At 71.8% G+C, this 17366-nt stretch carries 10 protein-coding genes; 3 read left to right on the top strand and 7 right to left on the bottom strand.

Going from position 1 to position 17366, the window contains the following annotated elements:
- Positions 1-7: 7 nt before the first annotated feature.
- The 3 genes from AABA78_RS00960 to AABA78_RS00950 all read right to left on the bottom strand — a co-directional run bounded on the left by AABA78_RS00960 (position 8) and on the right by AABA78_RS00950 (position 4448).
- Complete coding sequence (locus AABA78_RS00960) at positions 8-2239, bottom strand: FUSC family protein (protein WP_338261195.1); 2232 nt, start codon at positions 2237-2239, stop codon at positions 8-10.
- A 104-nt stretch (positions 2240-2343) separates the two neighbouring features.
- Complete coding sequence (locus AABA78_RS00955; protein ID WP_338261193.1) at positions 2344-3381, bottom strand: D-alanine--D-alanine ligase family protein; 1038 nt, start codon at positions 3379-3381, stop codon at positions 2344-2346.
- A gap of 2 nt (positions 3382-3383) precedes the next feature.
- Positions 3384-4448 (bottom strand): putative zinc-binding metallopeptidase, encoded by a 1065-nt coding sequence (locus tag AABA78_RS00950; protein WP_338261191.1) that lies wholly within the window; start codon positions 4446-4448, stop codon positions 3384-3386.
- A 242-nt stretch (positions 4449-4690) separates the two neighbouring features.
- Here AABA78_RS00950 and AABA78_RS00945 point away from each other — a divergent pair, with 242 nt between their 5' ends.
- Entirely contained in the window at positions 4691-7666 is a 2976-nt protein-coding gene (locus tag AABA78_RS00945; RefSeq protein WP_338261190.1) for a hybrid sensor histidine kinase/response regulator, read from the top strand.
- A 72-nt stretch (positions 7667-7738) separates the two neighbouring features.
- Here the strand turns inward: AABA78_RS00945 and AABA78_RS00940 are convergent, their stop codons facing one another.
- Both AABA78_RS00940 and AABA78_RS00935 read right to left on the bottom strand, forming a co-directional pair.
- On the bottom strand, positions 7739-9784 hold the full coding sequence (locus AABA78_RS00940) for a M20/M25/M40 family metallo-hydrolase (RefSeq protein WP_338261188.1): 2046 nt from the start codon (positions 9782-9784) through the stop codon (positions 7739-7741).
- A gap of 294 nt (positions 9785-10078) precedes the next feature.
- Positions 10079-10405, bottom strand: a complete 327-nt coding sequence (locus tag AABA78_RS00935) for a hypothetical protein (protein WP_338261187.1) — start codon at positions 10403-10405, stop codon at positions 10079-10081.
- A 221-nt stretch (positions 10406-10626) separates the two neighbouring features.
- Here AABA78_RS00935 and AABA78_RS00930 point away from each other — a divergent pair, with 221 nt between their 5' ends.
- Entirely contained in the window at positions 10627-11040 is a 414-nt protein-coding gene (locus AABA78_RS00930) for a VOC family protein (RefSeq protein ID WP_338261186.1), read from the top strand.
- A 64-nt stretch (positions 11041-11104) separates the two neighbouring features.
- Here AABA78_RS00930 and AABA78_RS00925 read toward each other — a convergent pair whose 3' ends face one another.
- Positions 11105-14668, bottom strand: a complete 3564-nt coding sequence (locus AABA78_RS00925; RefSeq protein ID WP_338261185.1) for an endopeptidase — start codon at positions 14666-14668, stop codon at positions 11105-11107.
- 221 nt (positions 14669-14889) lie between these two features.
- Positions 14890-16338 (bottom strand): ArnT family glycosyltransferase, encoded by a 1449-nt coding sequence (locus AABA78_RS00920; protein WP_338262360.1) that lies wholly within the window; start codon positions 16336-16338, stop codon positions 14890-14892.
- A 155-nt stretch (positions 16339-16493) separates the two neighbouring features.
- Between AABA78_RS00920 and tesB the strand changes: the two genes are divergently transcribed.
- The gene (tesB, locus tag AABA78_RS00915; RefSeq protein WP_338261184.1) at positions 16494-17363 is read left to right on the top strand and encodes an acyl-CoA thioesterase II; all 870 of its coding nucleotides are present in this window, start codon (positions 16494-16496) and stop codon (positions 17361-17363) included.
- Positions 17364-17366: the final 3 nt, after the last annotated feature.

Genomic DNA, 17366 nt, shown 5'->3' with positions numbered 1-17366 from the left:
TGTTCAGCTAAGGCGTGTTAGTCGTGGATGCCTGTGTGGCGGGCGCCGAGGGGGCCAGGGCCTCCAGGCGGCGGGTGGCGGCGGTGTGGAGCACGCTGAGCTGCCGCGCGAGCCGTTCGAGCTGGGCCTGGAGCAGGGGGGCCTCCGCGCCCAGCGCCGCGCCGGGGCCGTCCGGGGTGGGGACGTTCCAGCCGATGAGCGCGTTGAATGCGGGCAGGGGCCGGGGCTGGCGGCCGTGGAGCACCGCGTCCGCCAGGTCCTCCAGGCTCGCGTCCATGGCCCGCGCGTAGCGGGACAGGGCCTCCAGCACCGCCGGGGTGGAGGGCACGGAGCGCCGCGACGCGAGCAGGGTGCAGACGGCGGCGAACCTCCGGGTGAAGGCGAGCAACGTCATCAGCGGCTCCACGGCCTCCGTGCGCCAGCGCGGCTCGCTGAGCAGGCGCTGGAAGGACGTCTCCGCGTTGATGGTGGCCAGCCCCAGCTTGCGGCGTGCCGCCACGAGCGCCGCCGCGTCCGGCGGCTCACCGCGCCGCCACGCCCTGGCCAACACGTCGAAGAACTCGCGGTCCGCGCGCAGCGCGTCCGCCAGCTGCGCCGGGAAGCGCTGGCCCTCCGAACGCTGCCAGAGGAAGAAGGTGCCCGCGAGCGCCAGCGCGCCGCCGATGAGCGTGTTGACGATGCGCACCTGCGCCAGCGTCCAGTCCCCGCTGCCCAGCTCCGCCAGCAGCACGAAGGTGAGCGTGGCGAAGACGGTGAACAGCCCGTAGTTGAGCGGGATGAGGCTCACGCACAGGGCCGCGGTGCAGAACACCAGGCCCATCAGCGCGCGCGGGTCCTGCAGCCACGACGCGACGGCGATGGCGAGCAGGCCGCCCACCACGGTCCCCAGCACCCGCTGGAGCGCCTTGAGGAAGGTGGGCCCGGTGTACGGCTGCATGATGGTGAGGACGGTGATGGTCACCCAGTAGCCGTGGTTCGGACGGAAGACGCTGGCGACGTACACCGCCACCGTGGTGGTCAGGCCCACGCGCAGCGCGTGCCGCAGCACCTCCGAGTCCAGCGTGAGGTGCGCGCGCACGGGGTCCAGCAGGGACGCGTGGGTCTCCTCGGCCAGCGCTCGCGCGGGGGGCGGGGCCTGCGTGGGCGGCCCGGGCAGCCGGCACGCGGTGTCCAGCGCCACGTCCGCGCGCTCGCGCAGCTCCGTGAGCAGCCGCGCGATGTCCGACAGCCGTGCCCGCTCCAGGCGCGTGAGGAGGCCTCGCGCGTCCAGGTCCCCCAGCGCGTCGCGCAGCGCGCGTCCGTCCCACTCCGGCTGGGGCCTTCGGCTGCGGCCCTCCTGCTCCACCAGCCGCACCAGGTCCCTCGCCGTGTTGGCGCAGTCCAGCAGGGCCACGGCCACCGCCGCGCGCGGGTCTCCCACCGGGCCGCTCACCGGCGGGCCCAGGCTCTCCAGCTGTTCCCCCAGGGCGATGAGCCCCATGAACATCGCGTCCGCGGCCTCCAGCAGCACCAGCAGCCGCTCGCCCCGGCCGCGCTCGCCCCGGCCCTGGCGCGTGGCCGCGAGCGTGGTGCGCGCCAGCTCCAGGTGCTCGCGGATGCGCCCGTGCTGCTCCTGGATGAGCGCCTGCCACGCGTCCTCTCGCGCGCCCTGGACCGCGCGCGACATCCCCTCCGCGTAGTCCGCCACCGCGTCGAAGCACGCCGCCACCGCCTTGCGCGCGGGCCGGTAGGGGCGGATGGGCCAGAGCACCAGCGACAGCAGCATCGCCCACGCGGAGCCGCCCAGCACCGCCAGCCCGGACTCCAGCGCGGCCGGCGCGCTGTCCGGGGGCAGGCCCAGGGCGATGACGAAGGTGGTGGCGGCGATGTTGCCGGTGAGGTTCGCCGCGGCGCCGTACACGCCCGCGAAGCTCCACGCCGTCACCCACAGCAGCGTGGCGGGAATGGCCAGCAGGGGGTGCATTCCCGCCAGGCCGCCCAGCACCGCGGACAGCGCCGCCGCCAGCGCCGTGCCGCCCATGGCGCGGAAGCGCGCGTGGTAGGAGCCGCCCTTGTCGACGAAGGACGTGTTGAAGCCGCCCACCGCGAGCCACAGCGCGCCGGGCAGGTGCAGCGCGGTGCCCACGACGGTGGGGACGAAGAAGGCGAGCGCGGCCCGGAGGCCCGCCTTCACCGCGGGCCGCACGGGCGCGAAGCGGGCGACGGCCCTGGCATGGTCCAGCCACTGACGGCGAATCACCCGTCCCCCTTAGGCCAACGCCTCCGGCCGGGCCACCGGAATCCAGGCCCCGGCGCGGAGGGCGTCACGCGCGACACAGGCCGCCGCGCGCCGGCCCTTCGCCCTCAGTGCGGGGCGGGCGCCGCGTCCCGGGCGGGCGCACCGGGCGTGGCCCTGGACGCCACCCCCAGGCCGTGACGCCGGGCCGCGGTCTCCACGATGCGCTGCACGAGCGCCTCGTAGCTCAGGCCGCGCTCCTTCGCCCCCATGGCCACCTCGCACTGCGTCTCCAGGTAGGGGTTGGGGTTCACCTCCAGGAGGTAGGGCTCGTTGGTGCGGCTGGACACGCGGAAGTCGATGCGCGCGTAGTCGCGCAGCTTGAGCGCGCGGAACGCCGTGACGGCCGCGCGGCCGATGCGGCCCTGCAGCTCGTCCGACAGGTCCGTGGGCAGCACCAGGTGCGGACTGCCCGGCGTCTCCGGGCCGAACTTCACCTCGCGGTTGGCGATCTTCATCCGCTTGCGGTTCCACCTGGAGCCGAAGTCCAGCTCCACCACCGGCAGCACCTCCGGCTTCGCCGCGTCGCCCACCAGGCCGACGTACAGCTCGCGCCCCTCGATGAACTCCTCCGCCAGCGCCTCGTCGTCGTACTCCTCGCGGATCTTCTTCACCCGCCGGGCCAGCCCCTCCATGTCCTTCTCCACCCCCAGGCCCATGGACGCGTCCGAGCGCGCGGGCTTCACCACCAGCGGGAAGGACAGGTCGCCGTTGGCCTGGAAGGAGATGCCGTCGAAGGTGGCGAAGCGGGGCGTGAGCACGCCGTGGAACTGGAGCAGCTGCTTGGTGAGCACCTTGTCCTGCGCGAGCAGCAGGCCCGCGGTGCCGGAGCCCGTGAAGGGCACGCGCGCCAGCTCCAGCACCGCCGCGACGTTGACCTCCAGCCGGTAATCCTCCGCGAACGTCTCGCAGAGGTTGAACACCAGGTCCGCGCGGGCGCGGGTGAGCTGGCGCACCAGGTCGGAGACGCTCTCGTCCACGCGCAGGTCCACGGGCTCATGGCCGGCCGCGCGCAGGGCCGCGCTCACCTGCGCCACCACGGGGTCGGGCGGGTCGTCCTTCGCCTGGTAGTGGAGGACGGCGATGCGGAGGGACTTCAGGGGCATGGTCAGTCCTCGAAGAAGCGGTCGGTGTGCAGGTAGTTCATCGCCAGGACGGTGACGAGCGACGCCAACTGCATCGCCGCCTCGCGGCTGTCGTCCGGGTGCAGGGTGAGGTTCATCGCGGCGGTGCGCTCCGCCAGGTGGTCCACGAGCGCGCGCACCACGCCCCGGCTCACCCCCGCGTAGTGGCCCACGGTGGACAGCAGGCGCTGGCGCTCGGCCTGCACCAGCGTCGCCGCGCTCACGGGCGCCTCGCCCGGGCCCCAGAAGATGTCCTCCAGCGCGTGGTCGAAGGCGTTCCTCAGCTCCACGTCCACCTTCTCGTCCAGCTCGCGCTGGCGGTAGTGGTCCTGGACGGTGCCCTCCATCTCCTCGGTGGTGAAGTCCGGCTGGGCCAGCTGCACGGGCGGCGTCGTGCGGCCCAGGCGCTTCGCGATGTCCTCCACGTAGTGGAGCTTCTTGAGCGCGCCCCAGCCCTGGTAGCGCTTCGCCCAGTCGCTGCCCGGCGTGAGCCACACGGCGAAGGTCTCCGCGAAGTCCTCGTCCGGGTGCTTCTGCGCGTACCAGCCGGAGATGTGGAAGACGTACCGGCGCGAGAAGGGCCGCGGCTTGTAGTCGTCCTGGTACGGCCGGCCGTAGTCGCCGAAGACGCGGCGCCACTCGTCCGTGTCATAGAGGCGGTACGCGTAGTTGAACGCGTGGCCCGCCTCGTGGCGCAGGTACATGAGGATTTCGGCCTCCGTCTCCGCGCTGCCCCCCAGCTCCGCCTCGATGGACAGGAGGTCTGGATCCGCCAGGTAGAAGGGCAGCCCGATGACGGGCACGCCGGAGGGACAGCCCCATTCATCGGACAGGTAGCACTGGGGCTTGAAGGACAGCCCCTTCGCCTCCAGCTCGGCGTGGAGTTGCGCGATGTAGCGCTCCAGGGGTGTGCCGCCCAGCCGCAGCGACAGGTCCTTGATGCGCGCCTGGAGCAGGGCTTCACGCCGCGGTGAGAGGCGGCCTCGCTCGGCGCCTTCGGTGGGATGTTTCTCGCGCAGCACCCGGGATTCGGCCTGGGGAGAGGGCATCATCCCTACGGAGGTAAGGCGTGCGGCCGGGGATGGACAGCCCGCCAGCCGTGCTCCAGCAGGCAGGCGGCCGGGCGCCTGGACGCAAGGGATGCGGGGGGCGTCCGCCCCGCGGCGGCAGGGCCTGCGAGCATGCGGAGGGCCGGGTGCTCCGCTCCGGACGGATGATCATTTTTCCAGTGGGAACACTCCGGGAGCCGTCATAGGGAAATGGCTCGCCGAGCCCAGGAGCAGCGCCCGAGATGAGCCAGGACGTTCCGCCCCAGACCCCGGAGACCCTCTTCACCGGAGGCAGCCAGATGCACGCGCTGGTGCGCGCGCACGGCTGGGACGCGTCGCCGGTGGGGCCCGTGGCCTCCTGGCCCACGAGCCTCAAGGTGCTCGTGAAGACGCTGCTCGGGTCGCGCTACCCCATGATCCTCACCTGGGGCCCGGAGCTCACCCAGTTCTACAACGACGCCTACTCGCTGGTGATCGGGGACAAGCACCCGGCCGCGCTGGGCACGGACATCCGCGGCACGCTGGCGGAGGCGTGGGACTCACTGGAGCCGCTGGTGCGGGAGGCGATGACGACGGGCGTCGCCAGCTGGGTGCCCGCGCTGCGGCTGCTGCTCAACCGCAGCGGCTACCGCGAGGAGTCCTACTTCGACGTCAGCCACGCGCCCGCCTACGACGACACGGGCGCCATCGGCGGCATGCTCGCGGTGTGCGCGGAGGTGACGCCGCAGGTCCTGAGCGAGCGGCGCATGCGCCTCCTGCGCGACCTGTCCGCCCAGGCGTCGGACACGCGCAGCGTGGCGAAGACGTGCGGCGACCTGATGACCGCGCTGGCGGATCATCCCCTGGACGTGCCGTGCGCGCTGCTCTACCTGCGCGCGGAGGACGGCCGGACGCTGACGCTGAGCGGGGCCGTGGGCCTTGCGCGCGGCGGGCCGCTCAGCCCGGAGACCCTCGTGCTGGACGCCGGCTTCCGGGAGGCGGCCCCGTACCTGCGCGCGCTCGAGGGCGAGCGGGTGCGGCGCGACGGGCTGGAGGCGCTCCTGGCCCTCCAGGGCGGGCCGTTCGGAGACTCCGTGGGGACGCTCCTCTTCCAGCCGCTCGCGGGCACGGGTACGGCCGCGCCGCTGGGTGTGCTCGTCACCGCGCTGTCCCCCGCCCGCGCCTTCGACGAGGGCTACGCCTCCTTCTGCGAACTCCTGGGCGCGCAGGTGGCGGTGGCGCTGCGCAACGCGCGGGCCTACGAGGAGGAGCGCCAGCGGGCGGAGGCACTGGCGGAGCTGGACCGGGCGAAGACGGCCTTCTTCCACAACATCTCCCACGAGTTCCGCACGCCGCTCACGCTGATGCTGGGGCCGCTGGAGGACGTGCTCGCGCAGGTGCCGGTGACGGAAGGAGCGCGCAAGGACCTGGAGCTCGTCCACCGCAACGCGGGCCGCCTGCTGCGGCTGGTGAACACGCTGCTGGACTTCAGCCGGCTGGAGGCGGGCCGCATCGACTCCCGCTTCGAGCCCACGGACCTGGCCGCCTTCACCAGGGACCTCACCGGCCACTTCCGCTCCGCCGTCGAGCGCAACGGCCTGTCCTTCCGCGTGGACTGCGAGCCCGTGCCGGAGCCCGTCTACGTGGACCGGCAGATGTGGGAGAAGGTTGTCTTCAACCTGCTCTCCAACGCCCTCAAGTTCACGTTCGAGGGCGGCATCACCGTGCGGCAGGAGGTCCGGGGCCACGACGTCGTCCTGCGCGTGCAGGACACGGGCACGGGCATCCCCGCGGCGGAGCTGCCCCACCTCTTCGAGCGCTTCCACCGCGTGCGCAACGCGCGAAGCCGCACCCACGAAGGCACCGGCATCGGCCTGGCGCTGGTGCGCGAGCTGGTGGCGCTGCACGGCGGCGACGTGGCCGTGGAGAGCGAGGAGGAACGGGGCAGCACCTTCACCGTCCGCGTTCCCCGGGGCCACGCGCACCTGCCCGCGGACCGCGTGCTCGCCCCGCGCCAGCAGGAGTCCACCGCCCCGGGCGCGCGCCCCTTCCTCCAGGAGGCCGAGCGCTGGACGGACGTGGAGCTGGCGCCGGAGGCTCCAGCGCCGGCGCAAGGGGACGGCGCGGGCCGGGCGCACGTGCTGGTGGCGGACGACAACGCGGACATGCGCGAGTACGTGGCGCGCGTGCTGTCGCCGTCGTTCGACGTGACGCTGGCGACGGACGGCCAGGCCGCGCTGGAGGCCGCGCGCGCGCACGCGCCGGACCTGGTGCTGACGGACGTGATGATGCCCCGGCTGGGCGGCTTCGGCCTGCTGCGCGCCCTGCGCGAGCTGCCGTCCACGCGCGCCGTCCCCGTGGTGATGCTGTCCGCCCGGGCCGGCGAGGAGGCCGCGGTGGAGGGGCTGGAGGCGGGCGCGGACGACTACCTGGTGAAGCCCTTCAGCGCCCGGGAGCTGGTGGCGCGCGTGCGCTCCATGCTGGAGCTGTCGCGCACGCGCCGGGAGGTGATGCGCCAGGAGCTGCTGGCCCATTCGCTGCGCGAGAGCCTCCAGGCCCGGGACGACTTCCTCGCGGTGGCGAGCCACGAGCTCAAGACGCCGCTGGCCGCCTTCCGCCTGCACCTGGAGCGGCTGGAGCGCAGCCTGGGGGACGAAGCGCTGGGCCGCGCCAGGAGCCCGCTGGAGTCCGCCGGGCGGCAGGTGCAGCGGCTGCACGCGCTGATGGAGACGCTGCTGGACGTGTCGCAGCTCACCACGGGCCGGCTGGCGCTGGAGCTGAACGACGTGGACCTCACCGCCGTGGTGGGCCACGCGGTGGCCCGGCTGCGCGAGGAGGTCGCGCGGATGGGCGTGACGGTGACGCTGGACGCGGGCCTGCCGCTGGTGGGCCGGTACGACAAGCTGCGCATCGACCAGGTGGTGACGCACCTGCTGACGAACGCGGCGAAGTACGGCGCGGGCCGCCCCATCGCGGTGCGCGTGGCCGCCGAGGACGGCACCGCGCGCCTCACCGTGCGCGACGAGGGCATTGGCATCAGCGAGGAGGACCGCGCGCGCATCTTCGAGCGCTTCGAGCGCGCGGTGCCCGGGCGCAACTACGGCGGCCTGGGCCTGGGGCTGTGGATTGCCCGGCAGGTGGTGGAGGCGCACGGCGGCCGCATCACCGTGGACAGCAAGCCGGGCCTGGGCTCCACCTTCGTGGTGGAGCTGCCCATCGAGGGCCTCAAGGCGGCCTGAAAATGCGAAGGGGACCCGGGTACGCGCCCCGGATCCCCTCCCGTGAATCACGTCACGTCACCGCCGTGAGGCTCACTGGACGGCGAACACCAGGTCGTCGCGGTCGTTGTACTCGTTGGAGACGCACGCGCTGGACGGGCTGCCGGTGCCGTAGCGGAACTGCGCGCGCACGGCCTGGTTGGCGCCGGAGGGCAGCGTGTACGTGGCCGACAGCGTCTGGGCGCCCGCGGCCGCGGGGGTGAGCGTGGTGAGCAGCGTCCAGACCGGCGTCGTCGCGGTGGCGTTGGCCGTGTAGTACAGGTCCAGCCGGTCCGACGACGGGCTTGCGTAGGCCCAGATGGAGGCCTCCACCTTCACCTGCTTGCCCGCGGCGAAGTTGGAGCCGTCCACGGTGGACACCTTGAGGGCCTCCACGGACTCATCGCTCTTGTAGGTGCCGGAGCTGCCGTCGCCGCACGTGCCGCGCAGCGTGTTGGGCGTGTTCGTCTCCGGGCCCATGGTGCCGCGGCCGTTGAAGAGCGTGCCGCTGTCGCAGGTGGCGGCCGCCGCGGTGCAACGCAGCGTCCGGAGCGTGGTGTCGTAGGTACCGGACGTGGACACGTTGGCCACCGTCACCGTCCGCGCCGCCGTGGTGGCGTTGTTGCCCGCGCTGTCGTGCGCCTTCGCCGCCACCGTGTGGCTGCCGTTGGCCACCGTGCGGCTGTCCCACGCGAAGCTGTACGGCGAGGAGAAGGAGGTGCCCTTCACCACGCCGTCCACCAGGAACTCCACCTTGTTGACGCCCACGTTGTCGGTGGCCGTCGCGGTGATGCTGGTGGTGCCGTTCACCGTCGCGCCGCTCGCCGGCGCGGTGAGCGACACGGTGGGGGCCTGGGTGTCCGTGGGCTGGCCGGGGAGGGTGCCCTTGCCCAGCTCCGCCAGGTACGCGGCGCCGATGCGCGCGAACTTCAGCGCGTTGTTGGCGTTGTTGTTGGTGGTCCCGTCCGTGCTGTTGGCCAGCGTGTCGTCGGCCGTGTGGATGAAGGGGTTGTCCTGGTTCATCAACGCCTCGAACGGGATGGAGGCCGGGTAGCCCTGCGCGTTCCACGACGCGTGGTCGGAGCACCCGTAGCCGCACGTGATGTTGGTGCGCACGTAGCCCGTGTACGTGTCGATGAGGTTGCCCAGGAACGCGTTCTGCGCCGCGTTGGTGTTGTCCGTGACGAGCGTCACCTCCGCCGTGGAGCCGCGGTAGTTGGTCATGTCCAGTTGGAGCACGCCCACCACGTTGGTGCCCGCGGACTTGTACGCCTGCGCGATGGCCTGCGAGCCGTAGAGGCCCACCTCCTCCGCCGCGTACGCCATGAACTTCACCGTGCGCGCCGGCTTGTAGCCCTTCGCCATGGCCACGCGGAAGACCTCCGACAGCGTGGCGACACCGGAGGCGTCGTCATCCGCGCCCGGCGCGGACGCGGTGGGGCGGCTGGAGGAGCCCACGGTGATGTTGATGGAGTCCAGGTGGCCGCCAATCACCACCACCTCGTTCGGGAAGACCTCGCCGGTGATGGTGGCGATGACGGACGGCTGGGTCCAGCCCGAGTGCGTGTACAGCTGCACGCTCACGTCGCTGCGCCCGGTGGCGTAGGACTCCCACGCGCTCTTGAGCCAGCTGGCCGCCTGCGTGCCGCCCGTGGAGTTGTTGTAGTAGCGGTTCGTGTAGCTGGACAGCTGGACGATGGTGCTCCGGAGGCTGGCCTCCTGGAGGCCGGAGAACAGCCCGTTGACCACCGCCGCGTTGTCCAACGTGTAGCTCACCAGCGACTGCGTGGGCTGCGCGGGCGTGAGCGCCGCGAGCGCGGCCTCCTGCGTGTCGTGCGCCATGAAGCCCGCGCAGCGGTGATACTGGTCATGCATGATGGCGGACACGTCGCCCAGCTGCGACTCGGTGAGCTTGAGCACGCTCACGCCGTTCGCCTCCTTCACCAGCGTGGGCGCGCTCCCGGCCGCGCGGAACGACGCGCGCACCGCCGTCACCGCCTCCGAACCGATGGTGATGAACACCTCCTTGTCACGCGACTCCGCGGAGGCGGTGGCGCAGCACAGCGACACGACGACGGGGGCCAAGCTCTTCAAACGCATGTTCCGCTCCGATTCCAGGCGAGGGGCGCGCTGGCGGGGCACGGCAGGGACCTCCCACGTCCGGTCCGGACCAGGTGTCCAGACCTCGTGGGTCGGGGCGCATCCTGTGGAATTCAAGATGAGGCCGTCAAGGCGGAGAGCAGCGTGAAACAGGATGAGACAGGCTAAGCCGATGGTAATGACGCACCCCGGCCACGCCTGGACGCACCGCGGAAGCGCTCACGCGGTGTCACGAACAGGTGTCGAGAAAAAGAGAAAGGGGGAGGGGGAGGTCGCCGCGGGGGCGGCGCGGCCTCAGGTCTGCAGGTTCATGGACAGCGAGCGGCCGGCGGCGAACCGGGGCTCCGACTGGAGCTTCTCCAGCACGCGGTCCGTGGCGACGAGCGTCACCTGGGGCAGCAGGCCCGGCTCGCTCATCCACTTCACCGCGCCCAGCAGGTGCTGGGCCTTGATGAACTCCAGGACGGCGCCATGGAAGGCCTTGCCCTCCTCGCGCCACTGCTGGGCCAGCTCCGCCCGGCCCCGCGGCTCCGGAGCACTCGGAGCCTTGGAGGCCTTGAGCGTACGTCGCTTCGGGGACCTGTCGTCTTCACGGGGCAGGACGATGATTTCGAGGAACATCGCGGCACCCTCCTGAAGGCAAGAACTGCGAAGTGGCGCGGACTATCGCATGAAGCTGCGTCGTCCCGCCGCCGGGTGCCCGCGCTTTTATGGAGGGTTGCTGCCGCTTTCACGACTTCCCGGGCGGAGGCGCCTTGACATGCGTGAATTGCCGTTCTGAAGGTCGCCCGTCCGCTGGTTGTCGGACACACCGACGGCAGCGAAATCACGGAGGGCAGACCATGGAACTGCACCACGGCCGCATGTTCGACCACGTCCACCTCCAGGTCCGGGACCTGGAGGCGAGCAAGCGCTTCTACCGCGCGGTGCTGGAGGTGATGGGCATCCCGGTCTACGACGAGAGCGACCGTCACCTGGCCGCGGACGAGTTCTTCCTCAGCAGCGACCGCGAGCCCAGCGCGCGCGTGCACCTGGCCTTCCAGGCGGAGGACCGGGAGATGGTGCACCGCTTCCACCAGGCGGCGGTGGCCGCGGGCGGCCGCGACAACGGGGCCCCGGGAGAGCGCCATTACCACCCGGGGTACTACGCGGCCTTCGTGTTGGATCCGGACGGCAACAACATCGAGATGGTCCACCACGGGCCCGCGAAGCGCTCGGCGAAGTCCATCGTCATCACCACGGACCACAAGCCATGAAAAGGCACGGGGGCCCCCGGGATGACCCCCGGGAGCCCCCATGGAACTGCGGACGGCGGGACGGCTAGCGCGCCGTCACGGCCCGGCCCCGGACCTGCTTCGCGGACGGGGCGGTGGGGTTGGCGGCCACGGCGGACACGACGCTGAACACCAGGTCGTCGCGGTCGTTGTAGCTGCCCGCCACGCACGCGCTGGTGGGCGTGCTGCTGAAGCGGAACTGCGCGCGCACGGCGTGCTGGCCGGTGGTGCTGCCCACGGTGACGGGGAAGGAGAACGTCTTCAGCCCCACCGCGGTGCAGGCCTGGGCGGTGCTGATGGCCGTCCACGCGGGCGTGGTGGTGTTCGTCGTGTAGTACAGGTCCAGCTGGTCGCTGGTGCCGTAGCACCACACCGTCACGTCCACGGTGAGCTGCTTGCCCGGGGTGATGGTGCCCTGGTCCACCGTCTTGAGCACGATGCGGTCGATGCTCTCATCCGAGTGGTAGGTGCCCGTGGAGCCGTCCGCGCAGGTGGCGCCCAGGGTGTTGGGCTGGTTGGGCTCCACGCCGCCGGACACCGTGCCGCGGCCGTTGACCAGCGTGGGGCCGGTGTCGCAGCCGCACACGGAGCCGCACGCCGGGGTGCGCAGGGTCGCGTTGTACGTGGCCACGGTGGGCGTGCACACGTTGGTGGTGGTGAAGCTGGACGCGGCGCTGTACGCGCCCGCGCCGCAGCTGTCGGTGGCCCGCGCGCGCCAGTAGTACGCCGTCAGGTTGGACAGGCCGGGCGTCACGTTCCACGCGCTGGAGGACAGGCCGGTGGCGCTGCGCACCACGTTGGTGAACGCGCTGTCGGTGGCCACCTGCACGTCGTACGCGGCCGCGCTCGTCACGTCGGTCCAGTCCAGCGCCGGGGACAGGGCGACGCCGGTGGCGCCGCTGGCGGGCGAGGACAGCGTGGGGGCGGCCAGGGTGACGCAGCCGCGCGTGGTGAAGCTCCGCGCCGCGGTCCAGGCGCTGGTGCCGCCGCACGAGTTGAGCGCGCGCACGCGCCAGTAGTAGGCCGTGTTCGCCGTCAGGCCCGGGGCCACCGTCCAGGTGCTGGCCACCAGCGAGTTGGCGCTGCGCACCACGTTGGTGAAGGCGCTGTCGGTGGCCACCTGGACCTCGTAGCCGGACACGCCCGTGACGTCCGCCCAGTCCAGCACCGCGAGCAGCTCCACGCCGGTGGCGCCGGAGGCGGGGGTGGACAGCGTGGGCGCGCCGGGCGCCGCGCAGGTGGGCGTGGTGCAGGTGCACGCGGACGCCTGGCCGAAGCACGCGTTGCTGCTGGCGGGCACGACCGAGTAGCAGTACTGGCGGCCGTTGGCGACCTCCGGGTCCGTGTAGCTGGTGCCGGTGACGGTGGCGACGCGCGCCTTGCCGAAGTCACAGCCCGCGAAGCCCTCCGTCTTCATCACCCAGTACTCGCTGGCGCCCGCGGACGCCGTCCACGCCAGGCTCACCTGGCTGTCGCCCGGGGTGGCCGTGGTGGTGGGGGCCGCGGTGGGGCCGGCCGCGCAGCCGCCGTTGGTGGGCGCGGGCGTGGAGCAGGCGATGTTGTGGCGGTTGTAGGCGGCGTAGATGGCCGTCATGTGCGGCGTGCCGTCCGCCAGGTTGCCGTTGTCGTCGTCCGCGGCCAGCCACTGCATGTAGCCGTTCGTCGCGCCGCAGCCGTCGGACGTGCCGGCGGTGCAGTTGCAGGCGTGCCACGTGCCGATGTTGCCGGAGCCCTGGTAGAAGAGCTTGTTGCCCAAGAGGAACGCGTCGTTGGAGTTGTAGTTGAAGGGCGCGGCGGTCAGGTCGCGCGTCACCAGGTCCCACGCCGCCTGGCGCACGGGGGACGCGGCGCAGTGCACCTGCTTGCTGCACGGGCCGGAGCCGGACGAGCACATCTTGCAGGTGAAGTTCTGCGGGGTGGCCGGGATGTTCGGCGCGCTCGCCGCCCAGTCCGCGTCGCGCACGCCCGAGCAGCGCAGGTTGCACCACGACTGGCCCGCCACCTGCGACTCCTGCTGGTTGTAGCCCGTGCCGTCCGGCGTGAGGCCGCAGCCCGTGTCCGTCGTCTGGAAGAAGCCGTAGCCCACGCAGGACGTCTGCAGGCGCAGGATGCCCGCGATGTCCGCGTAGCCCTCGCTGGAGTTGGACAGGGAGCCGTTGGCGTCGAAGTTGTCCATGCCGTGGCCCCACTCGTGGTCGAACACCGCGCCAATCTCACCGGTGTTCCGGCAGCCGCCACCGGACTTGTAGAAGTTCACGGTGCTGCCGTTCCAGAACGCGTTGCACGTGCTGGCCAGGTTCACGTTGGACGTGAGCTGGCCCTGCAGCCAGGTGTTGGAGGGCAGCCAGCCGCGGGCGACCTCCTTGATCTTGTTCAGCTCGTAGAAGCTGGAGCGCGCCGCCGGCGTGTTGCCGGGGGACGTGCCCGCGGGCACCGTGCAGTCGTGGTCGTTGTTCACGCCGCCCAGGTCCAGGTTGCCCGTGGCGGAGCTGACGTTCACCGCGCCGCAGCTGTCGGCGATCTTCACGTACTTGCCGGCGAGCGTCGTGTTGAGGGTGCCGGCGCTGTAGTTGTAGATGCCCGCGCCGTCCGTGAAGTTGTTGGGCGACGCGAAGCCCGTGTTCGCCCACGGCATGGGCGTGTTGGGCTGCATGGTGCCGCACGTCTCCTTCGACGTGCAGGTGCCGATGTTGGTGGACGGGTACACGCCGCCCTTCACCTGGGCGTCGAAGTAGTGGTTGTCGTCCTCCACGGCCAGCACCTCGCCGGAGTTCGCGTCCACCGTCACCTTCCAGCGCTCGTGCTCACCCGGCAGGGAGAAGCCGTAGCTCCACACCAGCGCGTGGCCATAGCCCTGGCCGAAGGCCGCGCCCGTGCGCGCGTAGGGCGTCACCTCCAGCGTGGGCTGCTGCCACAGGCTGGTGGGCGACAGCGTCTGGCCCAGGAACGAGCTGCCCGCCGTCAGCGCCTGCGACGCGCTGAACGTGGGCTTCACGTCGATGCCCACGTTGGACCACGCCTCCGTGCCCAGGAGGATGAGGTTGCCGTGGCTGATGGTGGCCGCCAGCCGGCCGTGGCGCACCGGCACGCCGTTCACCACCTGCGGGATGTGCACCTGCCACAGCGAGTCCGACACCTGCGTCACGCGCGGCGCGCCCAGCTGCAGCAGGTCCACGCCCAGCGCGTCCTGGTTGTCCGCGACGAACTTGAAGACGAGCTCGCCCACCACCGCCTCGTCCACCCCGCCCACGGAGCGGCCCAGCCCCTGACGGACGTCGTCCAGGCTGACGTTGTTGCGGAAGCCGTCACCGGGCAGCAGCGGGAAGCTGCCCTGGATGCCCGTGGGCATGCCGGACAGCGGATCCAGGTACACCTGCACGTTGCCGCCGGTGCGGGAGAGGAACTTCGTCCACCGGTCCGCGCCCGCGCGCGGCATCAACGTGCGCGCCTTCTCCAGCGGCACGTTCTGGATGGGCAGGTACAGCTCCGGCTTGAAGAAGGCCTTCTTCGCCACCGCGCCCTGCTGCGCGGGCTGGGAGGGTTGGAATGCGTACGTCGTGGACGACACCAAGAGGGCAAGACAACACAACGCGGACCGCAGGGGGCGCATGCACGTCTCCTCGGGTGAGGCCGCCGGACGGGACCGGCGGGCTCCGGGGCGGAGCGCCTCCTGCTTAGGTCAGATGCTTTTTAAAAATGAATTGCGGCTATTCCTGAGTAACTTCGATTTTGAGAAAATCGAGTGAAATCAGGTCATTGAAATGTTCAGTGGCTGAATGTTCACTCTCGGAGTGTTTCGGTCTGCTCGCAGTATTCCAATCGGAATCCAGGTCAGGGCTGGGGCCAGAGCCGGACGCGGTCGTCCTGGATGAGCTTGCCGTTCACCGCGTCGGTGGTGCCGCTGGCCATGAAGCGGCGGGGCGTCTCGCGCGTGGCGACGAGCGCGGCCTCCGCCCACGCGAGCAGCAGCAGCGCCCCGGCGAGCGCGGGCAGCCTCCGGGCCACGGCCGTGTGGCGCTCGCCCAGGACCTTCAGCGGCAGCACCAGCAGCGGCAGGAGCGCGGGGAAGACGACGAGCAGCCCGCGCGCGTAGCCGAAGAAGGCGAGCGTGACGAGCACGCGGTGCAGCACCACCAGCGACAGCAGCCGGAAGGGCGCGTGCGCGGGCCGCAGCGACAGCAGCATCCCCGCGAGCAGCAGCGCCGCGAGCGGCCACTTGAGCCATCCTGAATCGGGAACGAACACGTCCACCGGGGCGCGCTCGCCGGTGAGGCCCCCGGGCACGTCCGACACGCCGACGCCCAGGCGCAGGCCGTCCAGCCACAGGTCCAGCTTCGTCCACAGGAGGCGGGCCGCGTCGCCGGGCGCGTCCACCATCCAGCGCAGCCCCTGCGCGTAGCCGTGCAGCAGCAGGCGCCGGTGTTCCGGACGGGACGGGTCCAGTTGGCCGTTGCTGCCGCCCTGGTTGATGAGCGCGGGCGTGAAGCCGCCGGTGGCGCCCGCGTGGTTCGCCATCGCGAAGTTGAGCGGCCCGTACACCGTGACGGGCACCCACTCCGGCAGCGGCTCCAGGTGCGGCGCGCGCGCGTTCAATTCGCGCATCGTGTCCAGGTTGCGCAGGGCGGAGGGCACGAGCAGCAGCAGGGACACGCCCACCGCCGCGCCCCAATGCAGGACCCACGGCCTCCATCCGCCCGTGCGCTCGCGCGCGGTCCACGCGTACACGAGCAGGAACGGCCACAGCCCCAGGTGCTCCGCGCGGGTGAGCGTGCCCAATCCCATCACCGCGCCCAATCCCAGCACCTCCGCCCGGGACGGCGCCCGGCCGCCCACGCGCAAGGCCAGCGCGCACGTGAAACACAGCCACAGCGCGGACAGTGTTTCATTGCTGTACGTGGTGGAGAGCACCAGCCACCCGAAGCTCGTGGCGTACAGGCCCGCCGCCACCCAGCTCCAGGCGGTTCCCAGCAGGCGCCGCCAGAAGCCCTGGCAGAGCGCCACCGTCGCCGCCCCCAGGCAGGCGAGCGCCAGCTTGTACGGCAGCGCGCTGCCCCGGGGCTCCCCCAGCACCCGGTAGAGCCACCCCAGCAGCGCGGGGAACAGGGGCGGGTGGTAGGGCAGGGTGGCCGGGACCTCTCGGCCCCGCGCCAGCTCCACCGCGGCGGTGTGGAAGAAGCGCGCGTCGCCCGCGAAGAAGACGGAGAAGGGCCAGTCCCGGTCCGGCGAACCCGCCAGGTACAGCCCGCGCAACAGCAGGCTGGCGGCGAACGTGGCCGCCATGCCCCAGGCCGCCGGGTGCCGCCGGAAGGCGTCTGGCAGGGAAGGAAGGGCCACGGGCTCCTCCGGAGCAGAAAGGCGCCGCACTCTACATTGGCCCGCGCGCTCCGGCCGGGGGCTGGGATATGGACGGGGTGCGTCAAAACGGGAGGACGTGCATGAGCCGGGTGCTGGATGAGCTGTTGGGGCTGCTGAAGCTGGAGCCCATCGAGGAGAACCTGTTCCGTGGCGCCAGCCAGGACCTGGGCTTCCGCCAGCTCTTCGGAGGGCAGGTGCTGGGGCAGGCCGTGTCCGCCGCCAGCCAGACGGTGGAGGACGCGCGCACGGTGCACTCACTGCATGGCTACTTCCTGCGCCCCGGGGACGCGGGCCTGCCCGTCGTCTACACCGTGGACCGCGTGCGAGACGGCGGCAGCTTCACCACCCGCCGCGTGGTGGCCATCCAGAAGGGGCAGCCCATCTTCACGCTGATGGCGTCCTTCCAGGGCAATGAGCCGGGCTTCACGCACCAGGCCACCATGCCGGACGTGCCGCCGCCGGAGTCGCTGCCCACGGACCTGGAGCTGCTGGGGCGCCACGCGGGCCGCATGTCGGAACGGCACCGGGAGAAGTTCCTCTCCGCCAAGCCCATCGAGATGCGCCCGGTGACGTACGTGGACCCCTTCGAGCCGTCCGCCGAGCCGCCCGTGAAGCACGTCTGGTTCCGCGCCGACGGCGCCATGCCCGACGAGCCCCAGGTGCACCGCTACGTGCTCGCGTACGCCAGCGACTTCAACCTGCTGGGCACCGCGCTCCAGCCGCACGCGCTGACGTTCCTCCAGCCGGGCTTCCAGATGGCCAGCCTGGACCACGCGCTGTGGTTCCACGGCGACCTGAAGGTCAACGACTGGCTGCTCTACAGCATCGAGAGCCCCTGGGCCGGCAACGCCCGGGGCCTGGCGCGCGGGCACGTCTTCACCCGGGACGGGCGGCTCGTGGCCTCCGTGGCCCAGGAGGGCCTCTTGCGCCAGCGCACGGACGCGCGCTAGCGG

The sequence above is a fragment of the Corallococcus caeni genome (genome assembly GCF_036245865.1).
GTDB classification, from domain to species: Bacteria; Myxococcota; Myxococcia; order Myxococcales; family Myxococcaceae; genus Corallococcus; species Corallococcus caeni.
The sequence above is the reverse complement of the archived record's forward strand: the minus strand, read 5'-3'. Positions and strand labels throughout refer to the sequence as shown.